Source organism: Paraburkholderia xenovorans LB400 (assembly GCF_000013645.1).
Taxonomy (GTDB): domain Bacteria; phylum Pseudomonadota; class Gammaproteobacteria; order Burkholderiales; family Burkholderiaceae; genus Paraburkholderia; species Paraburkholderia xenovorans.
This window is the reverse complement of record NC_007953.1, coordinates 188,081-206,613: the sequence shown is the minus strand read 5'-3', so window position 1 is coordinate 206,613 and position 18,533 is coordinate 188,081. Positions and strand designations below refer to the sequence as shown.

General features: G+C 63.6%; 14 protein-coding genes. 10 read left to right on the top strand and 4 right to left on the bottom strand.

Annotation, left to right across the window (positions count from 1 at the left end; translation table 11 throughout):
• Positions 1-55: 55 nt before the first annotated feature.
• The 3 genes from BXE_RS37660 (at position 56) to BXE_RS37650 (ending at position 4,108) form a co-directional block, all read left to right on the top strand.
• On the top strand, positions 56-346 hold the full coding sequence (locus tag BXE_RS37660) for a XapX domain-containing protein (protein ID WP_011493370.1): 291 nt from the start codon (positions 56-58) through the stop codon (positions 344-346).
• A complete protein-coding gene (locus BXE_RS37655; RefSeq protein ID WP_011493369.1) occupies positions 343-2,235 on the top strand; it encodes an amidohydrolase in 1,893 nt (630 codons plus the stop codon). Before BXE_RS37660 ends, BXE_RS37655 begins: the two co-directional genes overlap by 4 nt.
• 286 nt (positions 2,236-2,521) lie before the next feature.
• Complete coding sequence (locus BXE_RS37650; protein ID WP_011493368.1) at positions 2,522-4,108, top strand: Na+/H+ antiporter; 1,587 nt, start codon at positions 2,522-2,524, stop codon at positions 4,106-4,108.
• Positions 4,109-4,454: 346 nt separating this feature from the next.
• Here BXE_RS37650 and BXE_RS37645 read toward each other — a convergent pair whose 3' ends face one another.
• The gene (locus BXE_RS37645; RefSeq protein WP_011493367.1) at positions 4,455-4,652 is read right to left on the bottom strand and encodes a ribbon-helix-helix protein, CopG family; all 198 of its coding nucleotides are present in this window, start codon (positions 4,650-4,652) and stop codon (positions 4,455-4,457) included.
• 183 nt (positions 4,653-4,835) lie between these two features.
• Positions 4,836-5,597: a YoaK family protein gene (locus BXE_RS37640; protein WP_011493366.1), complete on the bottom strand. Its 762-nt coding sequence runs from the start codon at positions 5,595-5,597 to the stop codon at positions 4,836-4,838.
• A 529-nt stretch (positions 5,598-6,126) separates the two neighbouring features.
• On the opposite strand from BXE_RS37640, the gene BXE_RS37635 reads away from it, so the two are divergent.
• Genes BXE_RS37635 through BXE_RS37605 form a run of 7 tightly spaced genes read left to right on the top strand, consistent with a single transcriptional unit; the run spans position 6,127 to position 14,011 of the window.
• Complete coding sequence (locus BXE_RS37635) at positions 6,127-6,822, top strand: spermidine synthase (protein ID WP_322787468.1); 696 nt, start codon at positions 6,127-6,129, stop codon at positions 6,820-6,822.
• A 20-nt stretch (positions 6,823-6,842) separates the two neighbouring features.
• Positions 6,843-8,852: a hydrogenase 4 subunit B gene (hyfB, locus tag BXE_RS37630; RefSeq protein WP_011493364.1), complete on the top strand. Its 2,010-nt coding sequence runs from the start codon at positions 6,843-6,845 to the stop codon at positions 8,850-8,852.
• Entirely contained in the window at positions 8,849-9,799 is a 951-nt protein-coding gene (locus BXE_RS37625) for a respiratory chain complex I subunit 1 family protein (protein WP_011493363.1), read from the top strand. The genes hyfB and BXE_RS37625 overlap by 4 nt, the downstream gene beginning before the upstream one ends.
• The gene (locus tag BXE_RS37620; protein ID WP_011493362.1) at positions 9,800-10,459 is read left to right on the top strand and encodes a formate hydrogenlyase; all 660 of its coding nucleotides are present in this window, start codon (positions 9,800-9,802) and stop codon (positions 10,457-10,459) included.
• Positions 10,452-11,912, top strand: a complete 1,461-nt coding sequence (locus BXE_RS37615; protein WP_011493361.1) for a hydrogenase 4 subunit F — start codon at positions 10,452-10,454, stop codon at positions 11,910-11,912. The genes BXE_RS37620 and BXE_RS37615 overlap by 8 nt, the downstream gene beginning before the upstream one ends.
• 3 nt (positions 11,913-11,915) lie before the next feature.
• The gene (locus tag BXE_RS37610) at positions 11,916-13,484 is read left to right on the top strand and encodes an NADH-quinone oxidoreductase subunit C (protein ID WP_011493360.1); all 1,569 of its coding nucleotides are present in this window, start codon (positions 11,916-11,918) and stop codon (positions 13,482-13,484) included.
• Positions 13,484-14,011 (top strand): NADH-quinone oxidoreductase subunit B family protein, encoded by a 528-nt coding sequence (locus tag BXE_RS37605; protein ID WP_011493359.1) that lies wholly within the window; start codon positions 13,484-13,486, stop codon positions 14,009-14,011. Before BXE_RS37610 ends, BXE_RS37605 begins: the two co-directional genes overlap by 1 nt.
• Before the next feature lie 76 nt (positions 14,012-14,087).
• Here BXE_RS37605 and BXE_RS37600 read toward each other — a convergent pair whose 3' ends face one another.
• The gene (locus BXE_RS37600; protein ID WP_011493358.1) at positions 14,088-16,487 is read right to left on the bottom strand and encodes a glucose/quinate/shikimate family membrane-bound PQQ-dependent dehydrogenase; all 2,400 of its coding nucleotides are present in this window, start codon (positions 16,485-16,487) and stop codon (positions 14,088-14,090) included.
• A 588-nt stretch (positions 16,488-17,075) separates the two neighbouring features.
• A complete protein-coding gene (locus BXE_RS37595) occupies positions 17,076-18,407 on the bottom strand; it encodes a cation:proton antiporter (RefSeq protein WP_040123582.1) in 1,332 nt (443 codons plus the stop codon).
• Between the last annotated feature and the right edge of the window lie 126 nt (positions 18,408-18,533).

Genomic DNA, 18,533 nt, shown 5'->3' with positions numbered 1-18,533 from the left:
CACCCCGTGTTCGCACTCCCTCCGTGCAACACGTGAACCACAGGAAGTCGAGCCGATGAAACTCTATATCTTCTCCCTGCTTGCCGGCATTCTGGTTGGTGTGATCTACAGCCTCATCAACGTGCGCTCGCCGGCGCCGCCGCTCGTCGCACTAGTCGGTCTGCTCGGCATTCTTGCGGGCGAACAGCTCATTCCGGTCGCCAAACAGATGCTGTCGGGCAGCGCCTTCCATACCGCGTGGCACGAGTCGAAGTGCGATCAGCATATGTTCGGCGCGCTGCCCGGACGCCAGACCGGCGACACGTCGCGCACCGCTGCCGTCAATTCACCGGAGAAACGCTCATGAGCACCCGTGACAAGGAGTTCCCCGATCTGATCCTGCATCGCGGCCGCTTCACGACGCTCGACCGCAACAGGCCGGAAGCCACCGCTGTCGCGATCCGGCAACGCGTGTTCACCGCCGTCGGCAGCGATGCGGAGATCGTGCCGCTCGCCGGTAGCGCCACCCGGGTCATCGACCTGCTGGGGCTACGCGTATTGCCGGGGCTGATCGACAATCATCTGCACATCATCCGCGGCGGCCTGAATTTCAACATGGAACTGCGCTGGGACGGCGTGCGCTCGCTTGCGACCGCAATGGACATGCTGCGCGCGCAGGTCGCCATCACACCGCCGCCTCAATGGGTGCGCGTGGTCGGGGGATTTACCGAACACCAGTTCGACGAAAAGCGGCTGCCCACCATCGACGAACTCAATGCCGTGGCGCCCGATACGCCGGTGTTCATCCTGCATCTGTACGATCGCGCGATTCTCAACGCAGCCGCGCTGCGCGTGGTCGGCTATACGAAGGACACCGCCGAACCGCCCGGAGGCGAGATCGTGCGCGATTCAGCCGGCAATCCGGTCGGGCTGCTGCTCGCAAAGCCGAACGCCGGCATCCTGTACGCGACGCTGGCGAAAGGGCCAAAGCTGCCGCCCGAATACCAGGTCAATTCCACACGCCATTTCATGCGCGAGTTGAACCGGCTCGGTGTAACCGGCGCGATCGACGCCGGCGGCGGCTTCCAGAACTATCCTGAAGACTATGCGGTGATCCAGAAGCTTTCCGACGCAGGGCAACTGACGATCCGACTCGCCTACAACCTGTTCACGCAGAAACCCAAGGGCGAGAAGGAAGACTTCCTTAACTGGACCAAGACATCGAAGTACAAGCAGGGCACCGACTACTTCCGTCACAACGGCGCGGGCGAGATGCTGGTGTTTTCCGCAGCGGACTTCGAGGACTTTCGCCAGCCGCGTCCCGATATGACGCCGGACATGGAAGGCGAGCTGGAAGGAGTCGTGCGTGTGCTGGCGGAAAATCGCTGGCCGTGGCGGATGCACGCGACCTATGACGAGACGATCAGTCGCGCGCTCGATGTGTTCGAAAAGGTCAACCGTGATATTCCGCTCAACGGACTGAACTGGTTCTTCGATCATGCGGAAACGATTAGCGAACGGTCGATCGATCGCATTGCCGCACTTGGCGGCGGCATCGCCGTGCAGCACCGGATGGCCTACCAGGGCGAGTACTTCGTGGAGCGCTACGGCGCGCAGGCTGCGGAGGCGACGCCACCGGTCGCGCGCATGCTCGAAAAGGGTGTAAGGACATCTGCCGGGACTGATGCCACACGCGTCGCTTCGTACAACCCCTGGGTCGCGCTCGCCTGGCTCGTGACCGGCAAGACACTGTCGGGACTGCGGATCTATCCTCAACGCAACTGCCTGGATCGTGAAACCGCGCTGAGAATGTGGACCGAGAACGTCACATGGTTCTCAAACGAGGAAGGCAGGAAGGGCCGCATCGAGACGGGCCAGTTCGCCGACCTGATCGTGCCGGATCACGACTACATGAGCTGCCCGGAGTCCGACATCGCCGGCACGACTTCGCTACTGACCGTGGTCGGCGGCAAGATCGTGTATGGCGCGGGGCCGTTCGCGAAATTCGATGCGCCGCTGCCTCCGGCAATGCCCGACTGGTCGCCAGTGCGCGCATACGGCGGCTATGCGGGATGGGGCGCGGCGCAAGGCAAAGAAGGCACGCCGCTGCAACGGGCCGCCGCGCAACAATGCGGATGCGCGCATGCCTGCGGGTTGCACGGCCATGCGCACGCACGGGCATGGACGAACAATGTGCCGGCAGCCGACCTGAAGAGTTTCTGGGGCGCATTGGGATGCGCGTGCTGGGCCGTGTAGCGCCCGTCCGGCTCGCGGCTGAAGGCACCGCGAGATCGCGTTTCAGGAGCGATTGCAGCAGGCAATCGCTCCCGGTCGAGCGCAACGATATTCGGAATCTCATGTTGCCAGGCCGGCAGTCAACGCCAACGCAACCCCGCCACTGTTTGCGGCGGCGCATTTCATGCTGCCGCTTCGCGACGGGGTATGTCGCCTCCCGCAGTCTTTCACGATGACGAATGCCTATGTTTGCCCGCGCGAATCGCTCCCCGCATCGTCATGACCCACCTGCGAAACCAACAGGAAAATGAACAACGTCGAGCTTTTCCATTATCTGCTGCTACTTGTTTGCGGCGCGGGCCTGCTGACCTGGCTCGCCGAGCGGCTGACGATTCCACCCGCCGTGATGTTGCTGGTGGGCGGCTCGGCGGTCGCGTTATCCGGCCCGCACATGACCGTCGGCATGGACCCCAATCTCATCCTGACGGCGGTATTGCCTCCGCTGCTCATGTCGAGTTCCTTCTACACCGCGTGGCGCGACTTCCGTCGCGAGATCGCGACCATTTCATCGCTGGCGTTGGGGGCGGTCGTATTCACCACCGTGGCGGTCGCGGTCGCGGTCCACGCCTTCGAGCCCGCATTGAGCTGGCCCGCCTGCTTCGCGCTCGGCGCGATCGTCTCTCCGCCTGATGCGGTCGCGGCGAAAGCCATGCTCGAGCGTTATCCTCTCCCGTCGAGACTGGTTACCGTGCTCGAAGGAGAGAGCCTCGTCAACGATGCGTCCGGGCTTCTTCTTTATCAAATGGCCATTGCGGCCGTGCTCGTCGGGCAGTTCACGGTTAGCCGGGCCGCTACCGTGCTGCTCATGCTGATGGTGATCGGCATCGCTACGGGTGCCGCCTGCGGACAAGCAATGATCTGGTTGATCAGACGGCTTCCCGATCCGATGCTTCGCATCGTGCTGACCTTCCTGATGGCATGGGGCAGTTACAGTGTCGCGGAAGAACTTGGTGGCTCCGGAGTCCTGTCGGTCGTCACGTGCGGCCTCGTCCTGGGCATTCACCAGCACCGCGTTTTCGATGCGCACACGCGCATCAAGGCGACCGCCACATGGGAAGTCATCGTGTTTGTTCTGGATGCACTCGTGTTCATCCTGATCGGACTCGCCCTGGAGGGCATCGTGAGCCGGATGGGCAACGTCTCGTCCATGCTGAAAACCGGCGTCGGCGTTGCCCTTCCCGCCACGGTCGCGGCTATTCTTGCCCGACTCCTGTGGGTGGCGGCGGCGATCTACCTGCCCTCCCTGCTTTCCTCACGACTGGGAAAATCGCCTCATCCGTGGAGCCGCGGAGAAGCCGCCATTCTTGGCTGGGCCGGAATGAGAGGTGTCGTGAGCCTTGCAGCGGCACTCGCATTGCCCGACAACTTTCCAGGCCGGGATGTGATTGTATTCAGTACCTTTCTCGTCATCTTTGCAACGCTGGTCATTCAGGGGGGAAGTCTTGCCTTCCTTATCCGTCTGACCGGTTTGCGCCCGGTGCGGAGCACAACCATGTCCGAACTGGAGGCACGCACACATACATTCGGAGCATCGCTGAAGGAGATCGAGAAAATCAGCCAATCGGCCACCGATGACGACAAGCCCCTGGTTCAACGGCTAATCGATGAATACAAGGTTCGTGTCAGCAACAACGAAAGGGCCTTCGAGGCGGGCAAAGAACACGTCGAATTGCGCGCGCGGCAATTGCGCCTGGAACTGGACCTGGTCGCCATATCGCGACAGGCGCTCCTTGGCTTGCACCATGAGGGCAAAATCCAGGACTCCGTACTGCACAGGCTGGAGGCTGAACTCGATCTCGAAGAGCTTCGACTGCATCGGCTCCTGGAACCATAACCCGTGCCCGGCAAGCATCGATGCGCTGCCACGCGTGGCGGGAATGCACACCCATGATGCCGCTGACTGCCCAGCAACCGTTGACACGAGGCCACCGAACGGTCATCAAGCGTCAACCTTCCGTCGCGTCGCAGCACGGCCGCTCCGCGTTGGCCTCAAGTCGGCGCGTTCCGCGACCTGTCATATCGTTGCGAGCGCGCCGGCCGTACCTCCTGACGCCAGCCTCATCGTGCGCATCTTCCGATGCGCGTTGAAACAGACTGCCCAGCAGATCCGCAGCGCCGCGGAACCAGGCTTCTGTGCGATGCCTGCACGGCATTCCAGTGCTGATAGCGTGCGGGGTGCTTCAGGCGGTTTTGCGGCGCGGACGCGCGCCAATTGCGCTTTTGGTCCGGTAGCTGACGCCATGCTGATCGAGATAGTCGCGGATCAGTTGCCGCACCACCTGAGAGGGCGTCAGGTCCTGCGCCGCGCACAGTTTTTCGAACGCTTCCTTCTTCACAGGATCGATCAGAATCGTGAGTCGAGCGCTTTTCGTTTCCATGACGGGGGCGAAGTCCAAGTATGTTAATTAAATTATAATACATCGTGTGTCCACGAGTCATCTCCGGGGCGCCGGAATCATGGAGTGGCGAGCAACGCGAAGGGAGCGGCGCAAGTCCGGCCAGCGTGAAGCGTTCACTGTCGCACGGCACATGGAACCGGTTGCACGGCGTGTGCCCAGCGCCTAACGGTCGAGCCGGTAGACCTGCGCGCGCAGGTCGTCGACCAGTGGCACGATGGCCAGCACGATCAGCACGCCCGCAAGCGGTACCGTCGAGGCGTAGCCGATATGCTTGAATCCCATCGCACCGGTAAAACCACCGACGACGAACATGGCCAGCATCGTCCCCTGCACTTTGAGCCTCCCCCGATTCGCCAGCACCAGGGACACCCCGGGATCGGCTTTCGCGGAATTCCAGTAAAAGAGTTTGCCCAGTTCGATGCCGATGTCCGTCACGATTCCGGTCATGTGGGTGGTACGGATTCCGGCCCCGGACAGTTTGGTGATCATCGCATTCTGCAGACCCATGATGAAGCATAGGAGCACAACGGTCGCCGGTACGAACAGCGTATCCCACAGCGCCAGATGACTGCCGAGCAGTCCGAAACACAACAGCAGAACAGCCTCGACCAGCAACGGCGACGCGTACTGGCTGTGCAGCCGGCGCCGCCGCCCCCAGTTGACGAGCACCGCGGAACAGGCCGCGCCCAGCAGGAACGAGATCAGCGATCCGGCGCCGGCCAGCACCAGTGAAAAGTCGCCCAGCGCCGCCTGATCGGCAATCGAGGACACCACGCCGCTCATATGGGACGTGTACTGCTTCACCGCCAGAAAGCCGCCTGCATTAGTGGCGCCCGCCACGAACGCGAGCGAGAAACCGAGCTGCCTGTCCGCCTCGGTGCTCCGGTTCTTTCCGGTCAGGCTCCGGAAATAGTGTGCTGGCATCGGGTAATGACTCCGGGTTCGCGTGTTCCGGCCGTGCGCCGACAAAGCAGCGCACCGGTGCGGTAGAAGGTCTTCCAGATCCGGCATCGGTTGATACCCATGCCCGCGGCGCACCCCGAACAAAGCCGGCAAGGCCGTTGCGCGGCTCGCTGGATCATCGCTGTGGAATCGGATCAATAAAGCTGCTAGGATGATAACGCAATTATCATCTTCTTCTAACTTGATGCCCTTGTAACACGTATACTCCAAGTGCCGGCCGGCAGGTTGCCTGGTACGTGGCGCGACGTATTGGAAAGAAGTGCCATGCTGTTGACGATGCGCCTGACGAACACCCACTGAGGGGCGTCTCGTTGCGAGGCGGGAGGCCCGATCTGCACAGTCTCAGGAGAACAATGAATTGTCGGCCGATCACAACGCGTTCAGACGGGCCCTGACCGAGCGATGGGGCAAGGCTTTCGGGGAGCCGGTGATACATGAGGACCCGCGCACGCGTTCGCTGTGTTTCGGCGCTCCCGGCGTACAAAGCTCGATGCGCACGAGTGATCCGCTGGAACTCGATCTGCCGTACACGCGGGCCATGATGTCGTTCCAGCTCTTTTGCCCCGATCCCAAAGACATTCTGATCGTGGGTCTGGGCGGAGGATCGCTGTCGAAATACTGCTTTCACAAGTTTCCGTCCGCACGGGTAACCACGGTGGAAATCGACGAGCGCGTGATCGCGTTGCGCGACGCGTTTTTTATTCCGCCCGAGTCCGAACGATTCCGGATCGTGCACGCCGACGCGGCGGCATATCTCCCGGACAAGGTTGGCCTCGCGGATGTCATCCTGCTGGACGGATTCGACGCGTCCGGACTGCCGGCCAGCCTGTCGAGCCAGTACTTTTACGATTGCTGCCATGCCGCGTTGCGCGACGAAGGCGTGCTGGTGGCCAACCTGCTGAGCAGCGACCCGCGACTCGGCGCCCATCTCGACCGGATACACCGCGCATGCCACGGAAAACTGTTCCGTACCATGGCGCGCCGCGAAGGCAACACGATCGCCATCGGAATCAGGCAGGCAACCTGGCCGGGCTGGCCCGACCTGTACGCCCGCGCGGAAGCCATCACGGCGTCGACAGGTCTCGACCTTTGCCGGTATGTCAAAAAAATGGAACGTCACCACCGGGTAGAACCGGTTTCTGAACACCCTTCATCCGACACGCTGGCCGTTGAGCAAAACCGCTGACGGCACCGGAGACAACGCTGATGGAACACCTGCTGGTCATCCATTACGTATTGCTCGTGATTGCGGGCTGGCTGGCCGTCGGTGTGCTGGGGCTCGCCAACCTGCATCGCACACGCGTGGTGGCGCACAGCCTGTTTCCGCTCGGCGCCGGATTCGCTCTGCTCCTGTGCGGACTGGGTCTGGCCGGCGTTTTCGCCGGTCCCCAGCAAGCCGTTCTGCCGCCCGGCCTGCCGCACCTGCCGTTCCATCTGCGGCTCGACGGCCTGTCAGCCTATTTCCTCTGTGTACTCGGCGTGGTGAGCGCAGGTGTGAGCGCGTTCTCCGCCGGCTATTTCCGCAAGGGCGAAGGCACTCCGCCTGGCGTGTTGTGCTTCGAATATCACGTGTGTCTTGCAAGCATGGCAATGCTGTTGCTGGCAGACGACGCGTATTGCTTCATGGTGTCGTGGGAAACCATGACGCTGTCGGCCACCTTCCTGGTGATGACCAATCACCGCCTTGCCGAGATCCGCCGCGCCGCCTGGCTTTACTTCCTGATTTCCCACGTCGGCGCGCTCGCGCTCCTGCTGTGCTTCGGCCTGTTGCAGGCCAATACCGGCGACTATACGTTCGCCAACATGCGCGAGCAGCATCTGGACGTGTTCTGGGCGTCCCTCGCGTTTCTGCTGGCGCTGTTCGGCTTCGGCACGAAGGCGGGCATCTTCCCGTTGCATGTCTGGCTGCCCGAGGCTCATCCCGCCGCGCCGTCGCCGGTATCGGCCCTCATGAGCGGATTCGTGCTGAAGGCCGGCCTCTACGGTGTGCTACGCACGGTGTTCGATCTGCTGCACGTGCAGATTGCGTGGTGGGGCGTACTCATGCTGGTACTCGGACTCTTCACCGCGCTGTTCGGGGTGGTGTTTAGCGCCGTCCAGACGGACATGAAGCGGCTGCTTGCGTACTCATCGATCGACAACATCGGTCTGATGTTCGTCAGCATGGGGCTGGCGATCCTGTGCCGCGCATACGGGATGAGCGCGCTGGCCGCCTTGTCGATGACTGCCCTGCTGTACCAGATCGCCAGCCACGCGGCATTCAAGAGCCTGCTGTTTCTCGGCACCGGGTCCGTACTCCATGCGACCGGCGAGCGCAATCTCGGTCGCCTGGGCGGCCTGCTGCGTTTCATGCCGTGGACCGCGTGGGCCGCTCTGGTGGGCGTGCTGGCCAGCGCGGGCCTGCCGCCGTTGGGCGGCTTCGTTTCCGAATGGCTGCTGCTGCAGAGCTTTCTGTTCACCCCCGGCTTGCCGGACCCGTTCCTCAATAGGGTGGTCCCGCTCGCCGCCGCGCTGATTGCTCTCGTGGCCGCGCTCGCGGGCTACACGATGGTCAAGTTCTTCGGGATCATCTTTCTCGGCCAGCCTCGCGAGGCGAAGCTGCGCGACGCACGGGACGCAAGTCCGTGGGAACGCGCCGGCTTTGTGTGGCTCGCCGCGATCTGTGCGCTGCTCGGGCTATTGCCGGTGCAATTCGTGGCCGTTCTGGATCGCGTCACGCAGTTGCTGGTTGGCGCGGGCATCGGAGAGGCCGTCGCAAGAAACGGCTGGCTGCTGCTCGCCCCTGCCGGCGTGGACCGGGCCAGCTACATGCCGGCGGCATTCCTGCTGTTCTTCTTTGCCTGCTGCGGACTCGCCTGGCTGCTGGTACGCCGTCTTTACCACGGACGCCTGCGCCGTGCGGCTCCCTGGAACTGCGGCCATCCGTTCGTGAACGCGCGCATGCAGGACACGGCCGAAGGGTTCGGGCAACCGATCCGTGAGATCTTCGCGCCGCTGTTCCGGATCGAACGGCGGCTTCCTTCGCCTTTCGACCGCCAGCCGGTGTACAGCATCACCGTGACAGATCGCACGTGGGCGCTGATCTATGAGCCGCTCGAACGGCTGGTCAAGCGCGTCGCGGCACTAGCCGGAATGCTTCAGACGGGCCGCATCGCGGTCTATCTGACGCACAGCTTTCTCGTGCTGATCGCACTGCTGATACTGGTGAGACGATGATCACGCTCTCCGGATTGCTCTCCCAGGGGCTGGAAATCCTGCTCGCACTGGCGGCGGCTCCGCTGCTGACAGGGTGGGTCAACCTGTGCCGCGCGCGCTTGCAGAACCGCCGGGCGCCGAGCATCTGGCAGCCCTACCGGATGCTGCACAAGCTGTTCAACAAGGAGTCGGTCGTCGCCGACCACGCCAGCCCGCTATTCCGCGGCGCGCCCTATGTCGTCTGGGCATGCATGACGCTCGCCTGTGCGATCGTGCCCACGCTGTCCACCGATCTGCCGCTTTCGCCGGCCGCGGACGCGATCGCCCTGGTCGGGCTTTTCGCGCTGGCCCGCGTGATGATCTCGCTGGCCGCGATGGACATCGGCACCGCCTTCGGCACGCTCGGCGCGCGCCGCGAGATGCTGGTCGGCTTCCTCGCGGAGCCGGCCTTGCTGATGGTGCTGTTTTCGGCGTCGCTGATCACCCAGTCCACCCTGCTGACCCGCATCGTCTCCACGCTCAGTCATCGCGAGCTGGCGATCTATCCGAGCCTCGCGTTCGCGGGAATCGCGTTCGCGATGGTCTCGCTCGCCGAAAACGCGCGTCTGCCGGTCGACAACCCCACCACCCATCTCGAACTGACGATGATCCACGAGGCGCTGATCCTCGAATATTCCGGCCGCCATCTCGCGCTGATGGAATGGGCCACGAGCCTCAAGCTGTTCGCGTACTCCTGCATCGGCCTCGCGTTGTTCATTCCGTGGGGCATCGCGGAGGCCGGCAGTCCGGCCGCGCTGCTGCTCGCGATACCCGCGCTGTTTATCAAGCTACTGACAGGTGGCGCGGCGCTCGCGGTCGTCGAGACGAGCAACGCGAAGATGCGCCTTTTCCGCGTGCCGGAGTTCCTCGCGACGGCGTTCCTGCTGGCTGTCATCGGCATGCTCGTTCACTTCCTGCTGGGGGCGTGAATGCACGGCTTCGCGACGCAGATCATCAACTTCCTCGCCGCCATCCTGCTGCTCCTGTCGTTTGCCATGCTCAGCCAGCGCCGCATCCTGTCGCTGATCCACCTCTATACGCTGCAGGGCCTCACACTCGTGTCAGCCAACGTCACCCTGGGATATGTCACCGCCGACGTGCACCTGTATATCTCCGCCGCGCTGACGCTGGTGCTCAAGGTTGGCCTGATTCCGTGGATTCTTTACAGGCTGGTGCAGCGTCTGAACGTGAAAGCGGACGTCGAGCCCCTGCTCAATATTCCCGCCACGCTGCTGATCGGCATCGTGCTCGTGATCGTCGCATTCAATGTCGCGTCGCCGATCAGCCAGCTCGCCTCGTCGGTCGCCCGCGGCACGCTCGGCATCGCACTCGCCTGCGTGCTGCTGTCGTTCATGATGATGATCACGCGCGCCAACGCGATCCCTCAGGTAATCGGCTTCCTGTCGATGGAAAACGGCCTGTTTTTCGCCGCGGCGGCGGCGACGAACGGCATGCCGATGATCGTCGAGCTCGGCATCGGACTCGACGTGCTGGTGGGCATCCTGATCCTCGGGGTGTTCATGTTCCAGATCCGCGAGCAGTTCGACAGTCTGGACATTCATCACCTTGAAAAACTCAAAGATGACTGAAGCCTGGCTAGTGCCGCTGGTTTTCGCGATCCCGCTGTTCGCGGGCGCAACGCTCGCGCTCGTGGGGCAACGCCCTGTCGCGCCGGAACTCAACGTCGGCTTCAGTTTCCTGACCTTTGCCGCCGCCACGCTGCTCGCGGTGCAAACCGAGACACACGGATCCGTATTCGCGCCCGGCAAGCTCTTCTTCGTCGATCCGCTCAACGTATTTCTGGTCGCGTTAACGGCTTTCGTCGGCTGGACCACCTCGATCTTCTCGAGGCCGTATATGCGCATCGAGCGGGACCGGGGCAAGATGACCGGCCCCCGCATGCGCCTTTACCACAGCATGTATCAGCTATTCATCTTCGCGATGCTGCTCGCGCTGCTCACCAATAACATGGGCATCCTGTGGGTCGCCATGGAAGCCGCCACGCTCGCGACGGTACTGCTGGTTAGCGTCTATCGCACCGCGGCAAGTCTCGAAGCCGCCTGGAAGTACTTCATTCTGTGCGGCGTCGGCATCGCGCAGGCGCTGTTCGGCACCATCCTGCTTTATCTCGCGGCGAGCCGACAGCTCGGCGGTACCGATGCGCTGCTCTGGACCAGTCTGGACGCGGTCAAAGGAAGCCTCGATCCCACCATCATGTCGCTCGCGTTCGTGTTCCTGCTGATCGGCTATGGCACGAAGGTCGGCCTCGTGCCCATGCACAACTGGTTGCCCGACGCCCATGCCGAAGGCCCCACGCCGATCTCGGCCGTGCTGTCCGGCCTGCTGCTCAATGTCGCGCTCTATGCGGTGCTGCGCTGCAAGGTGCTGGCCGACGGCGCGCTCCGCAACGGCCTGCCGGGATACCTGCTGGTCGGCTTCGGACTGGTCTCGGTGCTGGTCGCGACTTTTTCGCTGTTCCGCCAGAAAGACGTCAAGCGGCTTTTTTCGTATTCGTCGATCGAACACATGGGCCTGATGACGTTCGCCTTCGGGCTTGGCGGACCCATCGCGACGTTTGCGGGGCTGCTCCACATGACCGTGCATTCGCTCGTGAAGTCGGCCATCTTCTTCACCGTCGGGCATGCGGCGCAGAAGGCCGGCACCCAGGCGATCGACGATATCCGCGGGTTGTTACGCGTGAGCCCGACTGTCGGGTGGGGCATGATGCTCGGAACGCTCGCGATCCTGGGCATGCCGCCATTCGGCGTCTTCGCGAGCGAGTTCCTGATCCTGACGACCGCGATGAGCAAACTCCCGTGGGCCACGCCGTTCCTGTTGCTCGCGCTTGCCGTGGCGTTCGCGGCCATCTTCGTGCGGGTGCAGCGCATGGTGTTCGGCGACACCACGGCCAGGGTTCTCGAACACCCGCCGGCATTGCTGCCGGTGTTCGTCCATCTCGGCATCGGCCTCGTGCTGGGACTCTACATTCCGCCCTGGCTCGCGACGTGGTATCGGCAGGCGGCGGCCATGATCGCGGGGTGACATATGCGCATCAATGCATTCGGGTTTCCCGGCCTGGTCCGCCTGTCCGCGTTTGCGGGCAAGTCTTCGGCATTTCGCGCGCGCGTCGATGCGCACACGTGGACCCGCACCGCCGGCACCGTGCGCGACGCGGGCGGCCGTCTGATCTCCGTGTGGGGTACGGAAGAGGCGGCGGACCGATTCGTCATCTCTGCCGCCTACGCATTGGAAGATGGCATCTTGTGGCTTCAGTTGCCCGCGGATGATCGGCATGAGAGCGGCGGCTACGGCTACCCGGATCTGTCGGCCGTCTTTCCATGCGCAACGCGCATGCAGCGCGCCGTGTACGATCTGCTGGGACTGCGTGCGATCGGCGCCGAAGATACGAGGCCGTGGCTGAATCATGGCAACTGGGCCGCCGATTACCATCCGCTGCGCAAGCGTTCTTCCGGGACCGAGCGGTTCGAGCCGTCGCAGGACGCGGATTACCCGTTCGTGCCGGTCGCGGGCGACGGCGTCCATGAGATCGCCGTCGGTCCGATCCACGCAGGCGTGATCGAGCCGGGACACTTCCGCTTCTCGGTGGTCGGTGAAAAAGTGCTGCGGCTCGAAGAGCGGCTGGGTTATGCGCACAGAGGCATCGAAAAACTGTTCCAACGCACGCCCTGGTTGCTCGGGCAACGTCTGGCGGCGCGCATCGCCGGGGATTCCACGGTCGCGTTCTCGTGGGCATACTGCATGGCGGTCGAACGGGCGTTCGAGGTGCGGATTCCGCCACGCGCGCAGTGGCTGCGGGCGCTGCTGCTCGAGCGTGAGCGCATTGCCAACCACCTTGGCGATCTGGGTGCGCTCGGCAACGATGCCGGCTTCGCCTACGGCCTGGCCGCGTTTTCTCGCCTGAAGGAAGACTGGCTGCGCGTGAACGATCAGTGCTTCGGACACCGCTATCTGATGGACCGGATTGCTCCGGGAGGCATGGCGACGGACCTCGATCCGCGCTGCATCCCCGCGATGCTGACTCAGTGCGAGCAGATCGACGCCGAGGTCCGCGCGATGCAAGCCATTTACGACGATCAGTCCGGGCTGCAGGACCGCTTCGCTGGCGCGGGCATTGTTTCGGCGAAGGTGGCGGAGCACTTTGGCGTGTGCGGACTGGTCGGGCGCGCCAGTGGAAGGAAAATCGACGTGCGCGTCGATCACCCGTACGCGCCCTACCACGAGGTTCAGGTCCGGGCGGTCAGCGATGACCGCGGCGACGTGGCAGCCCGCGTCGCGGTGCGTTTCAACGAGATCTACGAATCGCTCCGGTTGCTCCGGGCTCTCCTGTCCGACCTGCCGGGCGGCCACGTCGTCACGCCGGTTGAACACGCCGGCGCGCCATCCTGCGGAGTGGGTTGGATCGAGGGCTGGCGGGGCGATGTGTTCATCGCAGTCGAGACCGGGGCCGACGGGACCCTTTTGCGCTGTCACTGCCATGATCCGTCGTGGCACAACTGGCCTGCCCTGGAGCACGCGATCATCGGCAATATCGTTGCCGATTTTCCGCTGATCAACAAATCATTCAATCTGAACTACGCGGGACACGACCTGTAATGTGGCAACTTCTCAAACAGATCGCGAGAACCGGCACTCCGGACCCGCGCGTGCCGGAAAGCGATGACGCATGGCGTACCGAAAGCCAGCAGATCCAGCAGGACATACTCGACCTGCTAGGCCGGGCGCTGTGCATTCGCGAGATCGACGCGGGCTCCTGCAACGGCTGCGAACTGGAAATCCACGCGCTCAACAATCCGTACTACAACCTTGAAGGTCTGGGTATCAGGTTCGTCGCGAGTCCCCGCCATGCCGACATGCTACTGGTCACCGGCCCGCTGACCGTGAACATGACGGAAGCAGTGCGGCTGGCATACGAAGCGACGCCTGATCCGAAGCTGGTGGTTGCCACCGGCGAGTGCGCCTGCACCGGTGGCATGTTCAAGGAAAGCTACGCCGTATGTGGACCGCTCGCGAAACTTCTTCCTGTCGACGTCACGATACCGGGTTGTCCGCCGCCCCCCCTCGATATCCTGAGAGGCATTCTCGGCGCGCTTCGGGTGAAACGCACGACGCGCGCGCGATGATCGATCGCCAGCCGTGCCCTACCCATACGCCACTGACGCTGTTGTTCATGGATGAGGGGCGCGATACCGCGAATGATCAAGGCAGCGCATAAGCCATCACGTAGTCGCCCAACCTGGTGCCGAACGAGCCGTGGCCGCCGGCCGCGATGACCACGTACTGCTTCCCTTTCGCCTCGTAGGTCATTGGCGTCGCCTGGCCACCCGCGGGCAAACGTGCTTGCCACAACTGCTTGCCGGTGTTGGTGTCGAACGCGCGGATGTAGTTGTCGGCGGTGGCCCCGATGAAGAACACGTCGCCGGCCGTTGTCATCGGGCCGCCGAGCATCGGCATCCCCATCTTGAACGGCAGCGGCAGCGGTGAACTGTCACGCACGGTGCCAATGCGCTTTTTCCAGACAATCTGGTTGGTCTTCAGATCGACCGCGGATATGTAGCCCCACGCCGGCTGCTTGCACGGCAGGCCGAGCGGCGACATGAAGGCATTCAACGTCACACCGAAGGGCACGCCGTACTGCGGCTGGATACCGGATTCGGTACCGCTGCCGCCCGTGCCGCCGGCGGCCGGTTCGATCGGGTTGCCCGGCCCACGCGGCATCAACCTGGACACGAACGGCAGTGCGATCGGGTTCGCAATCGCGATCTGGCGATCGGTATCCACTGCTATGCCGCCCCACTCGAACATCCCGAGGTTACCCGGAAAAACCAGGGTGCCCTTCACCGACGGAGGGGTAAACGTGCCGTCATAGTTCAGGCGCTGGAACATCACTCGGCACACGAGCTGGTCAAACATCGTTGCGCCCCACATGTCCGCGCCGGTCAGTTTCCTGTCCGGCCGGAAGGTCAGCGCCGAAAACGGCTGGGTGGGCGACACGTGATCGCCTTGCGCCGCGCCTTGCGGAACCGGCTTCTCCGGAGCAGGAACGATCGGCGTGCCTGTGCGGCGGTCAAGAACGAAAATGTTGCCCGTCTTTGCCGGGGCGTAGACCGCCGGCACGAGGTTGCCCGACCGGTCCGTGATATCGGCGAGCGTCGGCTGCGCCGGCAGGTCCATGTCCCACAGGTCGTGGTGGACCGTCTGATAAAACCAGGCGAGCTTGCCGGTCGTCGCGTTGAGCGCGAGCAGCCCGCTCGCAAAGCGTTCCTGCTCCGGCGTGCGGTAGCCGCCCCAGATGTCGGGCGTGCTTACGCCCATCGGCAGATAGACAAGATCGAGCTTTGCGTCATAAACAGCCGGTGCCCAGGAGTTCGGCGAGTTGACCGAATAATGCTGGCCTGCGCCGAGCACCGCTTCCGGGTTCTTCGCGCCCGGATCGAACGCCCACAACAGTTTGCCGGTGTTGACATCGAAACCCCGGATCACTCCCGAGGGCTCCCGCGTCGAATAGTTATCCTCGACTGAGCCTGCGATTACGATCACCTTCCCGGTGATGACCGGCGGCGAAGTGGGTTCATATTGACCCGCGGTCGTCACGGGCTGGCCCACTTGCAGGTCGAGGTCGCCGTGATTGGCGAAGTCCGGGCATAGCTGGCCGGTCTGCGCGTCGAGCGCGTACAGATGCCCGTTGTTGACAGGCAGGTAGACGCGGCGCGCGCAGATTGCAGGCGCCGTAGCCGGGGCCTGGTCCGGGCTGTCGTTGTTACTGCCCGAAGCGGTCGAATCATGGTACGACACCCCACGGCACGTGACATGCTGAAAACTGGGATCGGTCTTCAGCTTGGGATCGAAGCGCCATTTTTCCTGGCCGGTGGCAGCGTCAAGCGCGAACAGTATCTGGTGCGGCGAGCACAGATACAGCATGTCGCCCACCTTGATCGGGGTAACTTCGTTCGTGATTTCACCTGGGTCGGTGGAGCGCTTCATGTCGCCGGTCCGGAATATCCACGCGACCTTCAGATCCTTGACGTTATCCGCGTTGATCTGCTTGAGCGGAGAGTAGCGCGTACCGTGCTGGGTACGGCCGTAGGCGGGCCAGTCGCCCTCGGCGACGCGCTCGCCGGCGGGCGTCGCCGCCGCCTGGGCAGGCGCGCTCGCCAGCGTGCCGTTGATTTCCTGTGGGTCGTTGAAGACTGCAAAAACCAGCACTGCGACGCTCACGATCAACGTGGCCCCGAGCGCGAGACCATGCGTTTTTGCGGACGGCTCGAACGCGCGATAGACATACGGCAACAGCAGCCAGATGCCGAAGACGACCAGTACGTCCAGACGCGGGGCAAGAGCCCAGAAATCCGTGCCGACCTCCCACAGCGACCACACGATCGTGCACAACAGCAGTAATGCGTAGAGGCCGAGTGCTAGTGGGGAACGCCGATAAATCAGAACCGCCGTAACGAGCATGACGATACCGGCGAAAACGTAGTACAGCGATCCGCCGGTCGCCGCTAGCCAGATCCCGCCGACCAGCAGGTACACCCCCGACAATGAGGCAAACAGAACGCTAAGCAAATGCGCTACGCGAATTGAGGCGGAACTGTGCATCCGGATCACCCTTCAAGGTTGGAAACGATGGGCCGGCGAGATAAGAGGTTCGATCCCGCCCAGTCGCGTGGAGTCGCGAAGTACCCGTTGAACGCGCGGCAAATTGCCCTGCCGGGACGCAAAATTCGTGCCTCGGCCGGCAATGCGGCAAGGAATCCCGTGTTTCACACAGAGCCGCCACGTCCGGTGGTCAGGACGCGGCACCAGAATTGCGGCAGCGCTCGGGTCAGCAAGGAGAACCCGTGATGAAACACTTCTATTCAAGCTGGACGGTACGCGCTCTACTCATTGGCATTCTTTCAACAGGCGTCGTCGGTTGCAAGCCGAATGGAGAGAAGATCTCGGGACCCGGCAGCACGTCGGTCGCGAATCCGCCCGCTTCGGACGCCGCGCCGGCGGCATCTGGCGGACAGTAAGACGACATACCTGGAGGGCGGGCGGCACCGCGTTCTTTTAAAACAGGAACGCCGCCGCGTGGCGCCTCCCGCCCGATACGGTCGCGCGGCGTGCGGTGTGCGTCGCCGCCTGAGCAAGACCGCGCCACGATGCGCGCGGCCACCGCCAGACCGGGACGCGGCCTGGTGCGGCTCAGGCCCGCTGCTCCTGCTCCTTCGGCTCGCGATACCGCCTGAAATACCGCTGCAACGCATACCCCGCGGTCGATCCGTGCACCAACACCGACAGCACGATCGTATCGAGTACCGCCGGCAGCAGCGCTCGCAGCGTATCGCCGGCTTCCTGGATGCCGAGCACGGCGTAATAGAACGCGCCGACGCCGCGTATGCCCATCCAGCCGATGATCCGCTTCTGACCGCCATCGGCTTGCGAACCCGCCATCGCCGTATAGACCGACAGCGGACGCGCGACGAAGAACAGAAAGAGCGCGGGCAACACTGCCTTTGCGTCGAGCATCTCGCGCCAATGCGCGGACACGACGCAGCCGATCAGCAGCATCAGCGACAACTCCGCGATGCGCTCCATCTCGAGCGTGAATCCCATCATGGCTTCGGCCAGATAGGCGTGCGCGCGCTCGGGGTCTTTGGCCGCGTCGACGCGCGCGCCGCGCTCGACGTTTTCCAGCACTTCCGCCGGGTTGGTGTCGCCAGTCGCGCGCAACTCCTCGTGACGCAACGCGACGCCCGCGGCAAACACCGCGACGAAAGCATACGCATGCACGATCAGCGCCGCGCCGTACGAGGCCGACATCAGGCCGAGCGCGAGAAAGCCGTCGAGGCCGATGGCTTCGCCATAACGCGTGCGCAGATAGAACACCGTCTTCACGAACACGACTGCGAGCACCCAGCCGATCGCGAGCGCACTACCGACGCCCCATCCCACCGATCCCGCGAACGTCAAGCCGTCGCCGGTTCCGAACTGTGGCGCCCCGACCAATGCAAGGCCCAGCATCGCGAACGGATAGGCCGCGCCATCGTTGAGGCCGCCTTCGCCGGATAGCGCGAAGCGCACCGGTTCGTCGTCGCCAGCCTCTTTCACACGCAGTTCGTTCGCGAGGACCGGGTCGGTTGGCGCGAGCGTGGCCGCGAGAAAAAGCGCCGTGCCGAGCGGGCGGCCCTCCACGAGCATCACGAAAGCGGTCATCAATGCAATGGTGACGAGCATCGCGGGACCGCCGAGCCGCAGCGGCAGCATCCACAGCCGGTCGCGCAGCGGCACGCGCAGATGCATGCCGATCGCGAACAGCGAGATGACGAGACCCACTTCGGCGAGCATGCGCACGAGGCCCGGATCGCGCGTGAGGTCGACGTCGACGAGGCCCGCGAAAGCCGGCCCGATGAACACCCCGACGACGAGATAGATCATGGCGCCGGTCAGCGGCAGACGCCCGATCGGTCCGCGCGCGAGCGCGATGAACGTGAGCAGCCCGCCAATCAGCAGGAACCAGACGGCTTCCGCGATCATATCGAGGTTGGGTAGAGGGAATGGGAACGGGCCGGCCGCCCATCTGCACGGCAGCCCTTGCACATGGACCCAAGCAAGCGGCGTTCCGCCGCCCTTCGCGGCCACCCTCGCCAGGCGACGCACGGC

What these genes read in the sequence shown, in the direction of transcription:
- BXE_RS37620 (WP_011493362.1), top strand. Translation starts at nt 9,800, where the DNA reads ATGCACGGCTTCGCGACGCAGATCATCAACTTCCTCGCCGCCATCCTG.
- hyfB (WP_011493364.1), top strand. Translation starts at nt 6,843, where the DNA reads ATGGAACACCTGCTGGTCATCCATTACGTATTGCTCGTGATTGCGGGC.
- BXE_RS37625 (WP_011493363.1), top strand. Translation starts at nt 8,849, where the DNA reads ATGATCACGCTCTCCGGATTGCTCTCCCAGGGGCTGGAAATCCTGCTC.
- BXE_RS37595 (WP_040123582.1), bottom strand. Translation starts at nt 18,407, where the DNA reads ATGATCGCGGAAGCCGTCTGGTTCCTGCTGATTGGCGGGCTGCTCACG.
- BXE_RS37610 (WP_011493360.1), top strand. Translation starts at nt 11,916, where the DNA reads ATGCGCATCAATGCATTCGGGTTTCCCGGCCTGGTCCGCCTGTCCGCG.
- BXE_RS37650 (WP_011493368.1), top strand. Translation starts at nt 2,522, where the DNA reads ATGAACAACGTCGAGCTTTTCCATTATCTGCTGCTACTTGTTTGCGGC.
- BXE_RS37640 (WP_011493366.1), bottom strand. Translation starts at nt 5,597, where the DNA reads ATGCCAGCACACTATTTCCGGAGCCTGACCGGAAAGAACCGGAGCACC.
- BXE_RS37655 (WP_011493369.1), top strand. Translation starts at nt 343, where the DNA reads ATGAGCACCCGTGACAAGGAGTTCCCCGATCTGATCCTGCATCGCGGC.
- BXE_RS37600 (WP_011493358.1), bottom strand. Translation starts at nt 16,487, where the DNA reads ATGCACAGTTCCGCCTCAATTCGCGTAGCGCATTTGCTTAGCGTTCTG.
- BXE_RS37645 (WP_011493367.1), bottom strand. Translation starts at nt 4,652, where the DNA reads ATGGAAACGAAAAGCGCTCGACTCACGATTCTGATCGATCCTGTGAAG.
- BXE_RS37615 (WP_011493361.1), top strand. Translation starts at nt 10,452, where the DNA reads ATGACTGAAGCCTGGCTAGTGCCGCTGGTTTTCGCGATCCCGCTGTTC.
- BXE_RS37605 (WP_011493359.1), top strand. Translation starts at nt 13,484, where the DNA reads ATGTGGCAACTTCTCAAACAGATCGCGAGAACCGGCACTCCGGACCCG.
- BXE_RS37660 (WP_011493370.1), top strand. Translation starts at nt 56, where the DNA reads ATGAAACTCTATATCTTCTCCCTGCTTGCCGGCATTCTGGTTGGTGTG.
- BXE_RS37635 (WP_322787468.1), top strand. Translation starts at nt 6,127, where the DNA reads ATGCGCACGAGTGATCCGCTGGAACTCGATCTGCCGTACACGCGGGCC.